13 protein-coding genes, 2 rRNA genes and 1 pseudogene (1 of these 16 only partly in view) are annotated in these 19,176 nt (G+C 47.7%); 2 read left to right on the forward strand and 14 right to left on the reverse strand.

Annotated features, from left to right (window positions below; translation table 11 throughout):
* Nucleotides 1-45: 45 nt before the first annotated feature.
* Entirely contained in the window at nucleotides 46-1,389 is a 1,344-nt protein-coding gene (pmbA, locus tag ACUJFL_RS17505; protein ID WP_306178802.1) for a metalloprotease PmbA, read from the reverse strand.
* 118 nt (nucleotides 1,390-1,507) lie between these two features.
* Here pmbA and yjgA point away from each other — a divergent pair, with 118 nt between their 5' ends.
* On the forward strand, nucleotides 1,508-2,038 hold the full coding sequence (gene yjgA, locus ACUJFL_RS17510) for a ribosome biogenesis factor YjgA (protein ID WP_226752426.1): 531 nt from the start codon (nucleotides 1,508-1,510) through the stop codon (nucleotides 2,036-2,038).
* Between the two features lie 33 nt (nucleotides 2,039-2,071).
* Here the strand turns inward: yjgA and ACUJFL_RS17515 are convergent, their stop codons facing one another.
* From ACUJFL_RS17515 to ACUJFL_RS17565, 11 genes and pseudogenes are all read right to left on the reverse strand, one after another.
* Entirely contained in the window at nucleotides 2,072-3,664 is a 1,593-nt protein-coding gene (locus ACUJFL_RS17515) for a PH domain-containing protein (protein ID WP_445428135.1), read from the reverse strand.
* Entirely contained in the window at nucleotides 3,657-4,199 is a 543-nt protein-coding gene (locus ACUJFL_RS17520; RefSeq protein WP_445428136.1) for a PH domain-containing protein, read from the reverse strand. Before ACUJFL_RS17520 ends, ACUJFL_RS17515 begins: the two co-directional genes overlap by 8 nt.
* 133 nt (nucleotides 4,200-4,332) lie before the next feature.
* Nucleotides 4,333-5,328, reverse strand: a complete 996-nt coding sequence (locus tag ACUJFL_RS17525) for a branched-chain amino acid aminotransferase (protein WP_445428137.1) — start codon at nucleotides 5,326-5,328, stop codon at nucleotides 4,333-4,335.
* A gap of 72 nt (nucleotides 5,329-5,400) precedes the next feature.
* Nucleotides 5,401-6,841, reverse strand: a pseudogene (gene tldD / locus ACUJFL_RS17530) (metalloprotease TldD).
* Nucleotides 6,841-7,692 carry a carbon-nitrogen hydrolase family protein gene (locus ACUJFL_RS17535; RefSeq protein WP_445428138.1) on the reverse strand — a complete coding sequence of 284 codons (852 nt, stop codon included), beginning with the start codon at nucleotides 7,690-7,692 and terminating at the stop codon, nucleotides 6,841-6,843. The pseudogene tldD and the gene ACUJFL_RS17535 overlap by 1 nt, the downstream one beginning before the upstream one ends.
* The gene (locus ACUJFL_RS17540) at nucleotides 7,664-11,521 is read right to left on the reverse strand and encodes a YhdP family protein (RefSeq protein WP_445428139.1); all 3,858 of its coding nucleotides are present in this window, start codon (nucleotides 11,519-11,521) and stop codon (nucleotides 7,664-7,666) included. Before ACUJFL_RS17540 ends, ACUJFL_RS17535 begins: the two co-directional genes overlap by 29 nt.
* Entirely contained in the window at nucleotides 11,521-12,987 is a 1,467-nt protein-coding gene (rng, locus tag ACUJFL_RS17545) for a ribonuclease G (protein WP_445425683.1), read from the reverse strand. The genes ACUJFL_RS17540 and rng overlap by 1 nt, the downstream gene beginning before the upstream one ends.
* A gap of 2 nt (nucleotides 12,988-12,989) precedes the next feature.
* Entirely contained in the window at nucleotides 12,990-13,556 is a 567-nt protein-coding gene (locus ACUJFL_RS17550) for a Maf family protein (RefSeq protein WP_445425684.1), read from the reverse strand.
* Nucleotides 13,556-14,038: a rod shape-determining protein MreD gene (gene mreD, locus ACUJFL_RS17555; protein ID WP_445425685.1), complete on the reverse strand. Its 483-nt coding sequence runs from the start codon at nucleotides 14,036-14,038 to the stop codon at nucleotides 13,556-13,558. Before mreD ends, ACUJFL_RS17550 begins: the two co-directional genes overlap by 1 nt.
* Nucleotides 14,038-14,895, reverse strand: coding sequence for a rod shape-determining protein MreC (gene mreC / locus ACUJFL_RS17560; protein WP_445428140.1), 858 nt, complete (start codon nucleotides 14,893-14,895; stop codon nucleotides 14,038-14,040). Before mreC ends, mreD begins: the two co-directional genes overlap by 1 nt.
* A gap of 27 nt (nucleotides 14,896-14,922) precedes the next feature.
* Nucleotides 14,923-15,966: a rod shape-determining protein gene (locus ACUJFL_RS17565; RefSeq protein ID WP_226752415.1), complete on the reverse strand. Its 1,044-nt coding sequence runs from the start codon at nucleotides 15,964-15,966 to the stop codon at nucleotides 14,923-14,925.
* Nucleotides 15,967-16,259: 293 nt separating this feature from the next.
* Between ACUJFL_RS17565 and ACUJFL_RS17570 the strand changes: the two genes are divergently transcribed.
* Complete coding sequence (locus tag ACUJFL_RS17570; RefSeq protein WP_445425686.1) at nucleotides 16,260-17,192, forward strand: 1-aminocyclopropane-1-carboxylate deaminase/D-cysteine desulfhydrase; 933 nt, start codon at nucleotides 16,260-16,262, stop codon at nucleotides 17,190-17,192.
* Between the two features lie 492 nt (nucleotides 17,193-17,684).
* Here the strand turns inward: ACUJFL_RS17570 and rrf are convergent.
* Together rrf and ACUJFL_RS17580 are read right to left on the reverse strand one after the other, a co-directional pair.
* Nucleotides 17,685-17,799, reverse strand: a 5S ribosomal RNA gene (gene rrf / locus ACUJFL_RS17575).
* A 153-nt stretch (nucleotides 17,800-17,952) separates the two neighbouring features.
* Nucleotides 17,953-19,176 (reverse strand): 23S ribosomal RNA (locus ACUJFL_RS17580); it runs 1,661 nt beyond the window's last position.

Below are 19,176 nucleotides of genomic sequence, written 5' to 3' on the forward strand. Positions count from 1 at the left end.
GACATAGGTCTCGTTTAACGCTTATTAATCCAGCAAAAGTATACATTAACTGCCCGCAACCTGCATTTGACTGATTAAAACCGACCCCGTGAGTACGCCTCCGCGCCGATCAACATCATTACCCACAGCTGCAATATTCATAAACATATCAGCCAAATTACCCGCAATGGTCACTTCTGCTACTGGGAACTGAATTTCGCCATGCTCAACCCAGAAGCCGCTAGCGCCGCGAGAATAATCGCCGGTTACCGTGTTTACGCCTTGCCCCATCAGCTCGGTCACGAGTAAGCCTTTGCCCATCTGTTTACACAAACCGGCTAAATCGGCATCACTATGGTTAATCAACCAGTTATGAATACCACCGGCATGCCCGGTGCTGGCCATGTTTAATTTACGCGCGGAGTAGCTGGTGGTCAGGTAGGTGTTTAACACGCCATTTTCGATTACCGCTAAATCACGCGTTTTAACACCTTCCGCATCAAAGGGGCTAGAAGCCAACGCCAACTTCAGGTGCGGTTGCTCTACTATCGTCAGGTGCGGCGCCATAATGGGCTGGCCAACTTTATTAAGTAAGAAACTCGATTTACGATAAATACTGCCCCCGCTGATAGCAGACACTAAATGCCCAAACAAACTGCTGGCAATGTCTGCCCGAAATATCACCGGGACTTTTTGCGTCGGGATCTTACGGGCATTTAAACGCGCAACCGTTTCTAGTGCGGCTTCGCGGCCAATTTGTTTGGGATCTAACAAGTCAGCATAGCGCCGTGCCACAGTGAAGCTATAATCGCGCTGCATATCGTCGTCTTGCTCACCAATTACCACGCAGCTAAAACTATGCCGAGAACTCGGGTAACCGACAATCTGACCATGGCTGTTGCCATACACTTTTAAACCTTGGTGTGTTGAAAACGACGCCCCTTCAGAATTGGTAATGCGGCTATCCGCCGCAAAGGCAGCGTCTTCTGCGCCAGCACACAGCGCAATAGCCTGTTCAGTATCAATGCTGTCGGGGTAATATAAATCTAACTCTGGTGGGTTAAACTCTAACCATGCCGCTTCCGCTACGCCAGCATGCGGATCTTCTGAGGTGTAGCGGGCAATATCTGCTGCGGCAGCCACTGCACGCTCTAGCGCTTGCGGGCTAAGATCGGCAGTAGAGGCAGAACCTTTACGCTGGCCAAAATACAGGCTAATGCCTAAACCACCGTCTTGGTTAAATTCAACCGTTTCCACTTCACCGTGTCGAGTTTCGACACTTAAACCACGAGTACGGCTCATTGACGCTTCCGCACTACTGGCCCCTAAGCGTTTGGCATGGGCTAACACCTGACTAACGGCTTCTTTTACTTCGGCAATTTCCCGTTGAATTTCTGATTGTTGCTGCATAGTTACTCTTACCTCTAAATCAATGGGCTAAGCTTATCATAGTCAGACAAAGGCTGCTGCCTGCTCTGCCGAGTTTAGTGATATACTAGGTGTAATTATTTTTATAGAACTTAGAGCCATGACAGATACAGAATTTAAATACGGTGACAGCAAATGGCTGGAACAACCGGATCACATCAGTAAAAGCCAGATTAAACGTGAAATGTTAGCCATGCAGGAGCTCGGTGAAGAGCTACTGGCTCTTAGCCCAGCATTACGCGCTAAGGTGCCGCTGGATGACGAATTAAAAGACGCACTAGAATTAGCCGATAGACTGGCTAAAAAACGCGAAGCGTTACGCCGCCATTTACAGTTTATTGGCCGGTTAATGCGTGATCGCGATTTAGAGCCGATTGAACAGGCGCTAGCACTGATCCGTAACACCAATCGCGCGGCAACTAAGCAATTTCATAAAGTTGAAACATGGCGCGATCGCTTATTAGCCGATAGCGATGCGGTAACGGCGTTTATTGCAGATTACCCTGAGGTAGACGTACAGCAATTACGACAACTGATCCGTAATGCCAAACGTGAAGCAGAAAAAGAGCAACCCCCAAAGGCTTTCCGTGAGCTATTTCAGCTGATCCGACCGTTGATCCTGCCTGAATAACCCCCTAATCAAATACTGGATGTGTGCCAAGGCTCACATCCAGCCTTTGCCACTGGCTTGTGCTTGATACAAGGCGTAGTTAGCCAGTTTTTGTGCATCGGCTTGCGGCATATAGGGAATATTCAATGCGCCAGCCGCATACACACACCGCAAATGTTGCAGCTGCGCTCGGCGCATAAACCAATGCTGGTTTAAGGTCAGTTGCTGTAACTTATGCAGTGGCACACAATAATAATCTGCGCCAATCACGCCCTGTCGGATATACAAAAACTCAGTATCAAGTGCGTAACCAAACTTACGCCAGCGCATCAATAGCAATACTTGCACTACTGCGGTAAGCAAAATGCCAAAACTGCCCATCCATACTGAGGTGCGTATCAGCAACAACAAACTGATCACCAATAACGGTAAACTGACAAACAGTGCGCTCGGAATTAAATATCGCCAATTCACCCCTTTTAAAACCATTTTTGCTAATTGTTGTTGTGGGTAAGCTGCATAAAGTAATTGCGCTGCGGCATCAGGATGGAGTGCTGGCACCATAATTTTACTGTGGCCGGCATTTTGCTGCATGGCTTCCAGCGGTGAAAACAGTTGTTCATAATGTAAATTACAGCGCCCAAGCAGTTTATCTAACCAATCTTGTTGTAACTTTACCCACTGCAAACGCGATAATGTCATGCTGATCTCATGGCGGGTAAACAAACCACTGCGCCGAATATAGCGGTCCTGCGTGCGGTACAAACGAAATTGATAGTAACTGATCACCGATAAAGCAATTGATCCCAGTGTGATCAGCAGCATAAAGAACATTGCAGTCGCGAGCACGGCTAACCCCACGCCGAACCATGATTGCTGAGCAGGGTTAAACCAACCGCTAATATCTAAGCCCAATACAGGTAACTTTTCATTTAGCGTATCCACTAAAGGGCGATAAAAAGGCGCTAACAAACCCAACGCTAAAATCACTCGGTTATTACTAATGCCGTATAGCACCAAATCGCCAATATCACGACGACAGAGCAGTGTTTCTGTTGGATCTGTGGCTGGTGTCGCAGCTTCAGTATTGGCTGTGGCGGTTTCGTCGATGCACTCAAGTGGCTGCGCGGCAGTGGCTAAAGCTTGGCGTTTAGCATAAATAGCGAGTTGTAATTGTTGTGCCCAATGTTCGGGTAACGCCGCCAGCTGCGCTTCTTGCACTTTGGAACCGGCCGTGTCTAAATGCACACATAAATGCCCTGTCGGCCGATAGTACAGCGGTTGTTGTAGCCTCACATTTTGAATGCGATTAAAGGGTAAATTTAACTGCGCTTTACGCAGCACGCCCGAACGGATCTCCACCGTTTCATCAATAATGCGAAAACGAAAAGCCCAATAGCGCAACAAGGCAACCACGATCAGCAACAGCAACACCACCAGTACGCCAAGCAAGAAAGCGCGAGGTTGCCGCTGTATGCCTTGATAAAACACAATCAGCACCGGGGCCAAGTAGCTCACGTTACCAAAAATCGCTTTAAATAAACGTAACGCCAGGTACAACAGCGCAATCGGCGATACACGCTGCCATTGCGATAAAGCATCTAGGGCCGGCGTTGCTTTACTGACACTGATCTGCGGCTCAGCCATGTTGCTGCATATCCTTATGTTGCAAAATTAACTGGCGAATTTGTTGGGCGGTATCAGCGGGTAAACCGGGGATTTGAAAAGTATGCATGGCGCCACCCGCACTAAATACTTGTAGCGTGGCTAAATCGGCCCAGCGATCTAAGGGCCCTTGTTTTAGCTCAATATGCTGAATACGCAATAATGGTTGCGTGGTGCTTTTACGAAAAAATAAACCGCGTTGAAAACTAAGATCATGCTCTCGTAACGCATAAGCGTATGTTGGCAGTGCAAAATGATCCCAAGTTGCCAGCAGCAGCCCCAGGCCACTGATCAGCAAGCCTATAAAAAGCAACAGCGGCTGATGGACTTCATCAACAGGCCAAAACGGTTGATACAGCAAGACCAGCCAAAGGAGTGTCAGCAAGGCTGTCCAGCCGAGGTCTAAAGCCACGATTAACGGTTTATATTGAGGGGAAAGGGGCTGCCAGTTTAATTGCGCTAACGCCGGTAAATCGGCCTCAGATAAAGCAAGGTTATAAAAAGGCTGCTGATCCATGTTGTTCTCTGGCTGTTATTCGCGTGTAAGCAGAATGATAGCAGCCCGTACCGCTTTATCACCAGTCATTTTGTTTATACCTATAAATACGGCAGCCGCAGCTGCCGTAATAATCAGCGTATAACTGCCGGGTTTAGCAAACCTTAGTCAACCAACCAAATTTATCTTCAGCTCTACCCCATTGAATATCATTTAGCGCCTGACGCAAGGCCGCTGTGGTTTGCCCTGCCTCACCACCGCCAACTTGATACTCTTTGTTTTCATGGATCAAGGTACCGACCGCCGTTAAGACTGCAGCAGTGCCGGATAACGCGGCTTCGGCACCGGGCCGTACTGCGCGCTCGAGTAACTCGTCGACCGTTAACTCACGCTCAGACACTTTCATACCGCGGTCACGCGCCAGCGTTAGAATAGAATCACGCGTAATGCCGTGCAAGAACGAGCTATCCAGTGCTTTAGTTATAATTTCATTACCATCAATTAATAAGAAGTTCGCAGCACCGGTTTCTTGTACATCGCCGTTCGGGCAGAACAAGACCTGATCGGCTTGCACTGCGGCACGGGCTTTCATAATAGGCTGCAGTGCGCTGGCATAATTACCACCACTTTTTACCATGCCCATATGGCTAGCACAGCGGGCATCGTCTTCTAGCAATAATCTTAGCGCCATGGCGCCACCGGCAAAATAATCACCCACCGGAGATAACAGCACATACAGCATCGAATTTAAACTGGGTGCTGCGGCTTTACCGATAGAGCCTTCGGTACCGATATGGGTAGGGCGAATATACATTGAGCCCGGTGGGCTTGGCACATCTGCCGCATATTGACGCACGATATCCATGATCATGTTGGATAACATGACCGGGTCAAAAGCAGGTAACGCCAGCAAAGCACTACTTTGCTGTAAGCGCGCCACGTTTTTATCCATCCGAAAAATATGAATAGAATCATCCGCGTGACGAAACGCTTTTAGCCCTTCAAAACAGGTGCTAGCGTAATGCAGCACATGTGCACCCGGGTGCAAACTGATGCTATTACTCGACACCATTGCTGGTGTGATCCACTGATTTTGTTCATAACGCGAGATAATCATCTCGGGGGTGAATACCGTACCAAATGCTGCCATCTTTCTTTCCTGCGTATGTAGTAATGCCGGCCTGTGCCGGCAGATCCAGAGGTTAACGCTATCTATTATTAATTATTGAGTGCCGCCAACGGTCAGCGCATCCAGTTTCAAGGTAGGCTGCCCTACACCAACCGGTACACTTTGACCTTGTTTACCACAGACGCCGATACCGCTGTCTAAGCGCATGTCATTGCCGACCATAGACACATGTTGCATCGCTTCTGGGCCGTTACCAATTAACGTCGCGCCTTTAATCGGTGTGGTAATTTTACCGTCTTCAATTAAGTAGGCTTCAGAAGCCGAAAACACGAATTTACCCGAGGTAATATCTACCTGGCCACCACCAAAGTTAGGCGCATAAATGCCCTTCTTCACGCTGCTAATAATTTCTTCTGGGCTATATTCGCCCGCTAACATGTAGGTGTTGGTCATCCGTGGCATGGGTAAGTGCGCAAATGACTCACGACGGCCATTACCGGTAGGTGCCACGCCCATTAACATCGCGTTATGTTTATCTTGAATGTAGCCTTTCAGAATACCGTTTTCAATCAAGACATTGTATTGGCTTGCTGTGCCTTCATCGTCAATATTTAATGAACCACGACGACCCGTTAAGGTGCCATCATCAACAATAGTACAGTGCTTCGACGCCACTTGCTCACCAATACGGCCACTAAAAGTCGAGGAGCCTTTACGGTTAAAATCACCTTCTAAACCATGGCCTACCGCTTCATGTAACAACACACCTGGCCAGCCAGAGCCGAGCACTACCGGCATGGTGCCAGCAGGCGCATCAACTGCCGTTAAATTAACTTGTGCCATCCGCACGGCTTCACGAGCAAACTGCTGCCAGCGCACCGCACCGTCAACTTCTTCACTAAAATAGTGATAATCCGTTCTCGCGCCACCACCGGCGCTGCCGCGCTCGCGACGACCGTTTTCTTCTAATAGCACCGAGCAATTTAAGCGTACTAAAGGACGAATATCTGTCGCATAGGTACCATCGCTGCCTGCAACCAATATTTCTTCGTAAACGCCAGTCAGGCTCACCATAACTTGCTCAGCACGCTTGTCTCAAAGTGCGAATAAAGGCTTCAACTTGATGCAATAAAGCGACTTTGTCGGTGTTGCTTAGGCTTTGTAAGGGCTCGCAGGGTAAATAAATTTGGCTATTACCACTACGGCTAAAGGCTTTAACACTGCCTTGTTGACCATGGGCAGCAATACCGCGCGCTGCGGTAGCCGCTTGTTTTAGCGCGTCGCTACTGATCGAATCGGCATAAGCAAAGCCGGTTTTCTCGCCGCTAATAGCGCGTACTCCGACGCCTCGCTCGATATTAAATGAGCCATCTTTTACCAAGCCATCTTCTAATACCCACGACTCATGCACGCTAGATTGAAAGTATAAATCGGCATAATCGAGCTGATGCGCAAACAAAAAGCCCAGCGTCTGTTCTAAATCGCGGGCGCTCAGCTCAGAAGCATTAATTAGGTTTTGTTCTACTACATTCATTATTTCAGCTCACTTCTAAATCGGTTATGTTGCTTTACTGGCATGTTTACGGCCAATTGTTGGCAATCGGCCAAATCGACCGCCACTGAGATCCAACCCGGGGCGGAACCCGCCTCGGCTAATACCTCGCCCCAAGGGCTAATAATCAGGCTATGGCCGAATGTTTTACGCCCATTGGCATGGGTGCCGGTTTGACCTGGCGCCACCACAAAGCTTTGGCTTTCAATTGCACGCGCGCGTAATAACGTATGCCAATGTGCCGCGCCGGTCACTTCGGTAAACGCCGCCGGCACGCTGAGTACATTCATACCCTGCTCGGCTAACGCCTGTGTTAAGCCAGCAAAGCGCACATCATAGCATATAGTCATACCCAGTTTCAGACTGCCCTGTACAGATAATGTTAGTTTCTTACCCGGCTGGGTACTGAGCGATTCGCGGTACGATCCCATGCTGTCATTCACGCTTACATCAAACAAATGTAATTTTTGATAATCGGCCAATAACTGGCCATCAGGCGCAAAAAACACACTGCTGGCAGCGAAACGCGTTGGCTCATCGGTGCATGTTGGTAAACTCCCGGCCACCAAGTACAGCTGATACTGCTGAGCTAATGCCGCACAAGCCTGCTGAATAGGCCCATGCCCTAGCGGCTCTTGATAACGTTGCTGTACCCCTTCAGCCCCACCAAATACGGCAAAACACTCTGGCAGCACCACCAGATGCTGCAAAGCACGCGGCAATTGTGCTAATTGCTCACGTAAGAAACGTAAATTACTCTCGGGATCGGGCTGGCTGTTAAATTGAATGGCGCTGAGCTGCCACTTAGTCTGAGCGGGGTTGAGTGTTATCAAGGGGAACCGCCTCTGGTTGAGCAATACGCACCGGTACGGGCACTTCGGTGCTGTGTCGATTGACTTCCGTCACGACCGGTTTATCAAAACTGCCGGTTACCGTGAAATTAATACGCGAGATCACTTCTGCCGATTGAAAGACTTCATCTAAGGCAAGTGCCGCTAAACCGGTCGCGGGATTCACCATCCAGGCAATGATCACCGGTAAACTCGAGGTCACTTTCGGCGCAAAGGACATTTGATAATCCATCTGCCGTTTTACCAGATCAGAATAGCCCTGAATCGCTAAATTGCCTGGCACACCATCCACCACAAAGTCATTGGTTTGCGCAATACCGCGTTGCACGTTCAGGGTGCCACTCATTTTGTTGTAGTAAAAACCTTTGGCAAACACATCACGAAAATCGAGCCGCAATTTACGCACTAACGAGTCTAGGCTAAACAGTGAAAATAACCGCGCGCCCTGATCGCTGACCTCTGTTAAAGCGCCATCACCAAGTACAAACTTGACATTGCCATTGAGTGAGCCTAAACGAAATTGTTGCGGCGCACCTGGCCAATTTAGCTCAAAACTGATGTCACTGCGGCTGCCGCTAATGGCGGTGCTTAATTGATATTCAGCCAATAAGTTGCCGATATTCGGGCTAGAGAAGCTACCATTAAAATGGCTAACACCTGCTGCGTTATCAGGCTGCCAATAGCCTGACACGCCAAGCTTACTGCCTTTGTAATCGGCATCGAATTGGCGTAACTGCCAGCTATCACCTGTACCTGCGGCTTGAATTTGCACATTACCGAAACGGTAATGACCAATTGAGCAATCCTGACAACTTAATTGCAATGGTACCATTTGGGTTAACCATTGTTGCTCAGGTAACTCTGCTAATAACGCTACAGCACGTTCGTTTTCTGCCAAGGCCGCGTCTTTTTCGGGTAAAGCAAGATGCAAGTAATCAAACTGCGCGGCGATGCCTTGCGCCTGCCAGTCATGGAAAAACTGCCAACGACTTGCTAATTCTGTTCCATTAAGCTGTAACTGCCAGGCTTGTTCTGTGCTTGATAACTCAAAAACCGTATTGGTTAACTGCAAATTATCGGGTAGCGCTATCGCGCCAATACGGCCACGCACTTTGTTTAACGGCGGTAACAACCCTTGGCCCTCGTTCTTTAAACTGAGTAACGGCTGTAAAAACTCGTACCATGGCAGCAAACTGACTGCTGGCAAATTGATGTCGACATTAAACCCTTTACTTCCCAGCCCTGGGTCCGCACTACCAACCGATAACTGTGCACGACTTATCGCGCCTGTACTGTGTGGCAGTTCGGCTTGAAAGTTAAGTAGCCCTGGATAATCCAACGTAAAATAACTTTGCTGTTCATTACCGTGCGCCACCAATTGTAAGCTGGCAGCTTGCTGCTGTGTTTTAGCAAAGGGGGTAGGTAAGTTTACGGCTAAGTCATCCAGCCGCGCACTGAGCTCGGCCTGATAGGTAAAACCACTGCTCGGTAATAATAACGCCAGCTTTAACTGCCAATCCAGTTCACCCTCAAGCAAATCTGCGGCTTCCGGCCACAACGGCAAAGTGAGATCGGTCGCCGGTGTTAAGCCATTTACAGCGAGGTCAACTTTGTAACCTTTTTCTTGTAAGCTTCCTTTTAATTCCGCGGCACCTTGAATGCCTTGCCAATTAAATTGCAGCTGATCACTGCTGATTTGTTCATTAATAAACTGAATACTGCCAGTTAAACCATTAATTTGCAGTGCGGGGGCTTGTAAGTTGGCTTGCACATTCAGTAAACGCGTGACACCACTCACTTTCACACTTGGTTCACGTAAGCCTATTTCTAGTAGCATCTCAACACGTTGTGGCCCGCTTAACCCTAAGTGCGCTAACGTTTTACCTAAGTTGTCTTTTAATGACGACTGCGAGATGACCTCGGTGATATTGCGACTGTCTAACTGTGAATTTAAACGAATATCCAACTGGGTCGCGTCAAACAAATTCGGGATAGTGGCGCTGACCACCTCCGTTAATGCCAATTCAGCAAGGTTTGCGCTGTGTGATTCAATCAGCATACTGGCATTATCAAACAGCAAAGTTCCATGCAACTCCGTTAAGGGCGGCCAGTTGGGTGCAAAATAAAACACCCCTTCGCTTAGCTCGGCAAAAGCTTGAAAATGGCCTTGCCCCTCACGAAACGGATAATCGGCAAAGGCGCCTTGCCACAAAAAAGTGGTTTGGATCACTTGACCGCTATTGAGCGCATTAGTCAGATAGTCTCGCGTTTTCTCCGGCATATAGCGCTGCGGATAATAATAATGGGCATTGGCCGCATCTAAACCGGTGACTTGTGCCAGCAAAGCTAACTCGGGTTGTTCAGACAGTGTTAAAGCCAGTTGGCCGTCAAAACTAAAGTCGGTGGCTTGCAGCTGTAAAGTGGGGATCTGTAACTGCCAGTTGTTGTTCCGTTTAAGTAAACGAATATCCGCTGTTAATTGCTGATAAGGCCAGGCCTGTTTAAATAAACCATCCCAGGTTAATTGCTGCTCTTCTGCCGACAGCGCTAACAAGGCAAAGTTGTTGCCCGCCCAAAACTGCCCTGCTAAGTTTTCAGTACCAGGTATGTCTTTTACGGCAAGATTACTAAAACCGCTGAATTGACCTTGTAGCTGCCATTGCGTGTCTTGCCATGCCAAATGCGCCTGTTCTAAATAGCCCGAAGGTTGATAAGCTAAAATACCCTGCAGCACTTGGCTGTCTTCAGCCCACAATTGCGCCAGTGGCTCTAAGGCATCTAACTGAAATTGCTGGATCGCAGCAACCCAGCGCTCTGGGGTTTTATGCAGTTGAAACTGCAATCCGGGCCACACTTCCAGTTCATCCGCCAAACTCAATTCACTGGATAACAATTGCCAGCCTTCTGCCACCGGTTGCCATAACAATTGCCCTGGCCCCAACTTTAAACTGTGCTTAGTACCGGCGCGCTGCCAATGCATGCTGTTATCCGCTAACTCAACGTGGATCTGATGTAATTGACCGTTGTCGAGTGAAGCCCAAGCCTCAAAGTTAATACTGGCTTTCTCTAATCGATGGGTTTGCGGTAGCCACTGCCGAAATAACGGGATTAAGTCTAATTCAGAACTTTGCAGATATAGCTGGCCCTGAGAGTCAGCCAAACTTGGGCCTTGAAAATCTAAGATAAAACTGACGGTATTAGCCGTAACATCGGCGATGGATAGCTCGCCATGACCTTGGTGGTGTTGTTGTAGGTTGCGCCAATTTAACTGGCTGATATCCAATACCAACTGCGGATTATCGGTGCTAAACAGGATCAGCTGGCTATCGCGCAGGGTAAATTCTTTTAATTGCCGGAAAAATAATTGCTCTAACGCCAGTAGCACCTTACTCACCGAGCCTACTTGTTTAGATCCCGGCTGCACCAGTGCATCGGCATCTAACCAATAACGTAAGCCGCGCAATTCAAAATGTTCAGCGGTAAGTTGTCTTGAAGTAAGACTTCCCCAGAAGTCGATACGAATAGACGTTTGTTCAATATGCAGTTGTAGCTGCTCGGCCGCATTCAACTCGACTTGTTCTAACACAAGAGCGGGGCCGCTTTGTCGCCACGCGGCGGTAATTTGGCCAATAGTAATTTCAGTACCGAGTTGTCTAGTCAGTACTTGTTCAATATGGTGCTTGTAATTGTCTGCATAAGGTAGCGCAATACGTAGCACCGACACCACGGTAGCTAACACCACCAAACAAATAGCCAGCGCTATCCATAATTTATGCAGACAGTAAAAACAAAATTGCTTTGTTTTCTGCACTACATCATTACCACGTCAAACTGCTCCTGTGTATACATCGGCTCTGCATGTATGCTGATTTGCTTACCTATAAAAACCTGCAACTCAGCTAAACTATGAAACTCATCTGTCGTTAGTGCATCTTTAACAACAGGTGCAACATAAACCACAAACTTATCTGCAGAATAAGCCCGATTAACCCGCACGATTTCGCGCAAAATTTCAAAACAAACGGTTTCAACGGTTTTTAACGAACCGCGGCCCATACATACTGGACACTCTGAGCATAGAATATGTTCCAAACTTTCGCGGGTTCTTTTGCGCGTCATTTCCACTAAACCCAGCGCAGAAAAACCATGAATATTGGTTTTGGCTCGATCGCGGGCTAATGCTAGCTCTAAACTATGAAATACGCGCCGTTTATGTTCTTCATTTTGCATATCGATAAAATCGATAATAATAATACCGCCCAAGTTACGCAGCCGTAATTGCCGTGCGATGGCTTGGGTGGCTTCGGTATTCGTATTGAAAATGGTTTCATCTAAATTTCGGTGGCCGACAAAGGCACCGGTATTCACATCGATAGTGGTCATAGCTTCGGTTTGATCGATAATCAAATAGCCACCACTTTTTAAAGGCACCTTGCGCTCTAAAGCTCGCTGGATCTCATTTTCAACATCGAACATATCAAAAATCGGCCGCTCGCCGGGGTAATACTCTAGCAAGGGCACACTTTGTGGCATAAACTCTTCACAAAAAGCGGTAAGTTGTTGAAAGGTAAGCTTTGAATCAACTCGTACTCGCTCCAACTCTGTGCCGACAAAGTCACGTAATATGCGATAACACAGGGTTAAGTCTTCATAGACAACCGCTTCTTTGCGCGTATTTTTTTTGCGCTTGAGCACCTTGCTCCAGAGTTTTTTTAAGAATTTGGCATCATGTATCAGTTCATCTTCAGCGGCGCCTTCTGCGGCAGTACGTACAATAAACCCCCCGCTGTCGTCCATATTATTGGATACGATCTCTTTTAGCCGCTGTCGCTCCGCTTCACTTTCTAAGCGCTGGGATACACCGACATGCGATGAATCGGGCATAAAGACTAAATAGCGTGAAGGTAAGGTGATGTCCGTGGTTAAACGAGCGCCTTTAGTCCCTAGCGGATCTTTAACAACCTGCACTAATAGGTACTGCCCTTCACGCACTAATACACGAATATCTTTACTAATACCGGGTTTGTGATCTAGTTCAGTGGCTTCATTGTGTTGCACGATATCTGATGCATGCAAAAAAGCGGCTTTATCAATGCCAATATCGACAAAGGCGGCTTGCATGCCCGGCAATACGCGGCTGACTTTACCGACATAAATATTGCCCACCAGCCCCAAACGGGCCTGACGCTCGATATGCAACTCTTGCAGCACGCCATTTTCAATCAGCGCAACACGTGTTTCGGTAGGGGTAACGTTAATCAGTAACTCGGCACTCATGCCTACCTCGATAACTGCTGTAATAAACGATCTGTTTCACACAGCGGCAAACCTACTACAGCACTATAACTACCATGAATTTTTTCGACAAACTTACCGGCTAAACCCTGAATGCCATAACCGCCGGCTTTATCGCAAGGTTCTTTAGTTAACCAATAGTCAGCCATTTCGGCTTCACTAATTTCTCGGAAAAACACATCTGTTATTGCTAACGCTTGTAAGGTTTGGCTTGGTGAAACAATGGCAACGGCAGTCATAACTTGATGCTGACGGCCGGATAATAACTGCATCATAGCCAGAAAATCAGCATAATCCGTTGGCTTACCTAAAATTTTATTGTCAACCACCACACTGGTGTCTGAGCCCAGAACGGGTAATGCGTTGGCCATTTTTGCGGCGCCGACTTGTGCTTTTTGCAGTGCCAAACGGCTCACATAGGCGGCAGCCGTTTCATTTGGCAAAACACTTTCATCGATCGACGCACTGATTAAATCAAACTCCACACCCAACTGTTGCAACAATTCGCGCCGACGAGGTGAGGCTGAAGCTAAAGCAATTTTCGGATACATTATTGGATCTTAAATTGGCGGCGATAACGCCGTAGAAACCAAAACAACCAGGGCCAAACCAGCATGCCAGTCAGCACAGGCCACAAATAGGCGGGGCGGAAATTAACGCCCGTTAAAAAGTTACTCAACCAAAAAAGCAATAATTGATACAGTGCTAACAACAAACCGACTAATAAACTTTGCTGGATAACACCAAAGTTGCGAATTTGCAGATGGTTAACCGCCATCACAAAAGCAACCACTGAAAACGCTAAGGCGTTAACCCCTAACACAGTGCCCACCAGAACGTCGGTTAAAAACCCCATAAAGAAAGCCGTACCAATATTCACTCTACGTGGTAAGGCTAAGGTCCAATACATTAAAACAAGCAACACCCAATCGGGCCGAAATAAGCTGAATTGAAACGGTACCGGAATAACCGTCAGCAACAACGCTGTAATTAAACTTAAATAAATAAAACCTAAACCCTGTGCTGGGCGCATTATTCTGGTTCCTCTTCCTGCCGCACCGCTTCAACCTGCGTGCCTGGCCATAAGATCAACACATGTCGGATGCGATCCAAGCTGGCATAAGGTTTGGCATATACCGTCATAAACGGTTGGCTATCATCTCGAATAACGTTAATGACTTCCGCCACGGGATAGCCTTCAGGGAAACGGCCGTCCAAGCCAGAGGTTAACAAACGATCGCCCTCTCGAATATCGGTACTCAACGGTAAATGGATAACGCGCAGCATATCCCATTGGCCTAAACCTTCTGCCACGGTGCGCACCCCCGTACGTTCTGCACGTAATGAAACTGCATGAGTATTATCGGAAATTAACAAAGCGCGGCTACTATTTGGCCCAACGTTGACGATCTGCCCAAGCACCCCTTTTTCATCGATAATGGGTTGATGCACCGTGACGCCATCATTAGTGCCTTTGTTCAACACAATTTGATGACTAAAAGGATGGCTGTATACGGCAAGTACTTCAGCAATCAGGCGCTGCCCCTCGACCACAGGTGCTGAACCAAGTAACGCTCGTAGTTTGTTGTTCTCTTGTTTTAAAAACGATAACAACTGTAATTGCGTTTCTTGGTTCAATAAGCGTGTTTTGAGCTCAGCATTTTCAGCTAATAACTGCTGCTGAGACAAAAGCTGCTCTGAGGCACCGGAAATAAGACTTTCAGGTAAACTTGCCACATAAAATAGCGGGCTAACGGCTGAAGTGAGATAACTACGCAACTGCGTGGAGCTTTCGGTATAGCGGTCAACAAACATTAGCCCGACACTGCAGGCTATAGCAAATACTAAACGTAGCCCGAGTGCCGGGCCACGACTAAAAAAATCATTCATGTAGGTCTCTGACGGTGCTAAACCTCATTACTCGTAACTGAAAACATCGCCACCGTGCATATCGATCATCTCCAGCGCCTTACCACCACCACGAGCCACGCATGTTAATGGATCATCACCCACAACAACCGGAATACCGGTTTCTTCCATTAACAAACGATCTAGATCACGTAACAGTGCACCACCGCCGGTTAATACCATGCCGCGCTCAGAAATATCTGACGCTAACTCAGGTGGGGATTGCTCTAAGGCAACCATTACAGCACTAACAATACCGGCTAATGGTTCTTGTAAGGCTTCTAAAATTTCATTACTGGTCATAGTAAAGCTACGTGGTACACCTTCAGCAAGGTTACGACCACGTACTTCAATTTCTAACACATCGTCACTCGGGTAAGCCGAGCCAATTTCTGTCTTAATGCGCTCAGCCGTTGCTTCACCAATTAAAATGCCGTAGTTACGACGAATATAGTTAACAATCGCATCATCAAACTTGTCACCACCAATCCGCACGGAAGAAGAATACACCACACCATTTAACGAGATAATAGCGACTTCTGTAGTACCACCACCGATATCAACGACCATAGAGCCGGTAGCTTCTGAAACCGGTAAGCCCGCACCAATGGCTGCGGCCATAGGCTCATCAATTAAGTACACTTCACGCGCACCGGCGCCTTGGGCAGATTCACGAATAGCACGACGCTCAACTTGAGTAGAACCACAAGGAACACACACTAAAACGCGTGGGCTAGGCCGAAAAAAACTGTTGCTGTGCGCTTGGCGAATAAAATGCTGTAACATTTTTTCAGTAACATAAAAGTCTGCAATGACCCCATCTTTCATCGGGCGAATAGCTTTGATATTACCAGGCGTACGACCCAGCATGCGTTTAGCCGCATGCCCTACTGCTGCCACGCTCTTAGGACCACCGGCGCGTTCCTGTCGGATAGCGACTACAGAAGGCTCGTTCAAAACGATACCTTGGTCTTTTACATAAATAAGAGTATTCGCTGTACCAAGATCGATGGACAGATCATTTGAGAAAATGCCGCGCAGTTTATTAAACATGGAGAAGGTGGATCCTTTTAACAACATCCGACTGCTAAAGCCAACAAGAGCGTGTCAGCAATCAGAAAAAAAATTTAGAAGAGTTAACGCTATTCTAAGTAAGTCTCAGGCAAGAAAATAGCTTTTTATGACTTTTTTGCCAAATTAACCCAATTACTGAAAAAAACCACGTACTGCTGCTTTTTTGTCAGCTATTCACGCGCTTTGCTAACAAATCACTGCGTCAGTTATACTCGCTGCACCTTATACTGTAATAGTAATTTACGTTAAAGATAAGCAGACGAATAACGACGATGACACTTCCCCCAATACACTGGCAACGCTGGTATGACGAACGCCTCAACGCGAACAACAACGAGCTATGGTTATTAAACCTAGTCCCGCCTGTGGCTCAAATTGCGGGTAATAAGTGGCTAAAATTACACAACGCATTACAACAACGTTTGCCCACGCAAGGCATTCTTAGCTTAGGCGGAGCCTTTTCTAACCATTTAGCCGCCCTCGCTGCTGCTGGACACTATTACCATTTTCCGACCATCGGCTTAGTGCGTACCGAGCAGCTAGACTTAAATAACCCAACATTAGCCCAGTGCTTAAAGCATGGCATGCAATTACACGCCTTAACACGAACACAGTTTAGACAGCGTTCCAGCAGTGAGTTCAATTTATATTTGCAGCAACAGTATCCCGATTATCTTGTGATACCGGAAGGTGGCAGCAATTTACAAGGCGCAGCAGGCGTTGCCACATTACCGTTAGCCGAAACACCCAATGGTATTGCCGACCTACTATGCTGTGCTACGGCCAGTGGCGGCACTTTGGCAGGTCTGGTCGAGCGATATCCGCATACGCAAATATTGGGTTTAGCCGTCGTCAAAGACAGCGCCTTAACAGATAAGGTAAAACTATGCTTACCTCATTCGATGATAGCTGCCGCAAATGATCAAAACTGGTCAATTCAACCTGCCGACTCTAACTATGCCAAGGTATCTAACGAGTTAATTGATTTTTGTTGTCAGGCAAAACAACAACAAAATATCAGTATAGAACCGGTGTATACCGGCAAAGCACTACAACAGTTATTTAGGCTATTGGACCAAGGCAAGATCCCAGCAAATAAACGCATCGCTTTTTTCCACACCGGTGGCTTACAAGGTTTAGCAGGCTTACATTATCGAAAGATCCTCAGTGATCAGCAGTTCGAATTATTAAGCCGCAACCCATAGACCCGAACATTAAGAATTAAACCTCACCCTAACTCAAAGATAAAATCTTTATGAGGAAGATGCGATGCCTGCAGCAATGCGTGGCATAGCTTTATCAGTGGTACCTTTCCCATGCTCAGAATGTGTTTAGAGACCCTGCGGAAATGAAGAGACGTTAACATTAAATGAAAAGATCAAATCGATTAGCACGAAACAGCATAGGGCAGAATTTGGCTGGGGACGTCTTTTGCATGGATGCAAAAGAGGAGCGTACAAGGACGTATTAACCGCGTGCCCCAGCGAATTTTGCACTGTGCGGGCCATCATCGCTGTACTACTTTGCTCACCCCTTGCCTGGGGTTCGCCGCTGCGCGGCCAGCTAAAGCTGTCCAAAAACGTTCCAGACGTTTTTGTCGCATGGTGTCGCCCTGCTCGAGCAGTACACCGCACCAAGATATTTCAACCAATAAAAAAGCCCCACTCTTGCGAGTAGGGCTTTCTATTGAATGAGGTGCCTGGCGGTGTACTACTCTCGCATGGCGAATGCCACACTACCATCGTCGCAGCTGCGTTTCACTTCTGAGTTCGGAATGGAGTCAGGTGGTTCCACAGCGCTATTGCCACCAGGCAAAAACTTGTAGGGAACACGTTTTAACGCACTTTAGTGCTGCCCGTTAGGGTCAAATCCATGGAAGGATTTGATAAAAACGTATTCCAATATTCGGCAATCTGATAAGTAAATTCACACTGTATTCTTTTCTTAAAACATCTTGGGCGTTGTATGGTTAAGCCTCTCGGGCAATTAGTATGAGTTAGCTTAACGTGTCACCACGCTTCCACACCTCACCTATCAACGTTGTGGTCTTCAACGACCCTTTAGTAGACTCGAAGTCTAAGGGATGACTCATCTTGTGGCCGGCTTCCCGCTTAGATGCTTTCAGCGGTTATCCGTTCCGAACGTAGCTACCGGGCAATGCCATTGGCATGACAACCCGAACACCAGCGGTTCGTTCACTCCGGTCCTCTCGTACTAGGAGCAACTCCACTCAATCATCCAACGCCCACGGCAGATAGGGACCGAACTGTCTCACGACGTTCTAAACCCAGCTCGCGTACCACTTTAAATGGCGAACAGCCATACCCTTGGGACCGACTTCAGCCCCAGGATGTGATGAGCCGACATCGAGGTGCCAAACACCGCCGTCGATATGAACTCTTGGGCGGTATCAGCCTGTTATCCCCGGAGTACCTTTTATCCGTTGAGCGATGGCCCTTCCATACAGAACCACCGGATCACTATGACCTACTTTCGTACCTGCTCGACGTGTCTGTCTCGCAGTTAAGCTGGCTTCTACCATTACACTAACCGTACGATGTCCGACCGTACTTAGCCAACCTTCGTGCTCCTCCGTTACTCTTTAGGAGGAGACCGCCCCAGTCAAACTACCCACCAGACACTGTCCGCAATCCCGATTCAGGGACCTACGTTAGAACATCAAACATACAAGGGTGGTATTTCAAGGACGGCTCCATCAGAACTAGCGTTCCAACTTCAAAGCCTCCCACCTATCCTACACATGTAGGGTCAATGTTCAGTGCCAAGCTATAGTAAAGGTTCACGGGGTCTTTCCGTCTAGCCGCGGGTATACGGCATCTTCACCGCAATTTCAATTTCACTGAGTCTCGGCTGGAGACAGCCTGGCCATCATTACACCATTCGTGCAGGTCGGAACTTACCCGACAAGGAATTTCGCTACCTTAGGACCGTTATAGTTACGGCCGCCGTTTACCGGGGCTTCGATCAAGAGCTTCGCTTGCGCTAACCCCATCAATTAACCTTCCGGCACCGGGCAGGTGTCACACCCTATACGTCCACTTACGTGTTTGCAGAGTGCTGTGTTTTTAATAAACAGTTGCAGCCAGCTGGTCACTGCGACTCTCCAATGCTTACACCGCAAGGGCTTCACATCAAAGAGCGTACCTTCTCCCGAAGTTACGGTACTAT

The sequence above is a fragment of the Alishewanella sp. HL-SH05 genome (assembly GCF_052655985.1).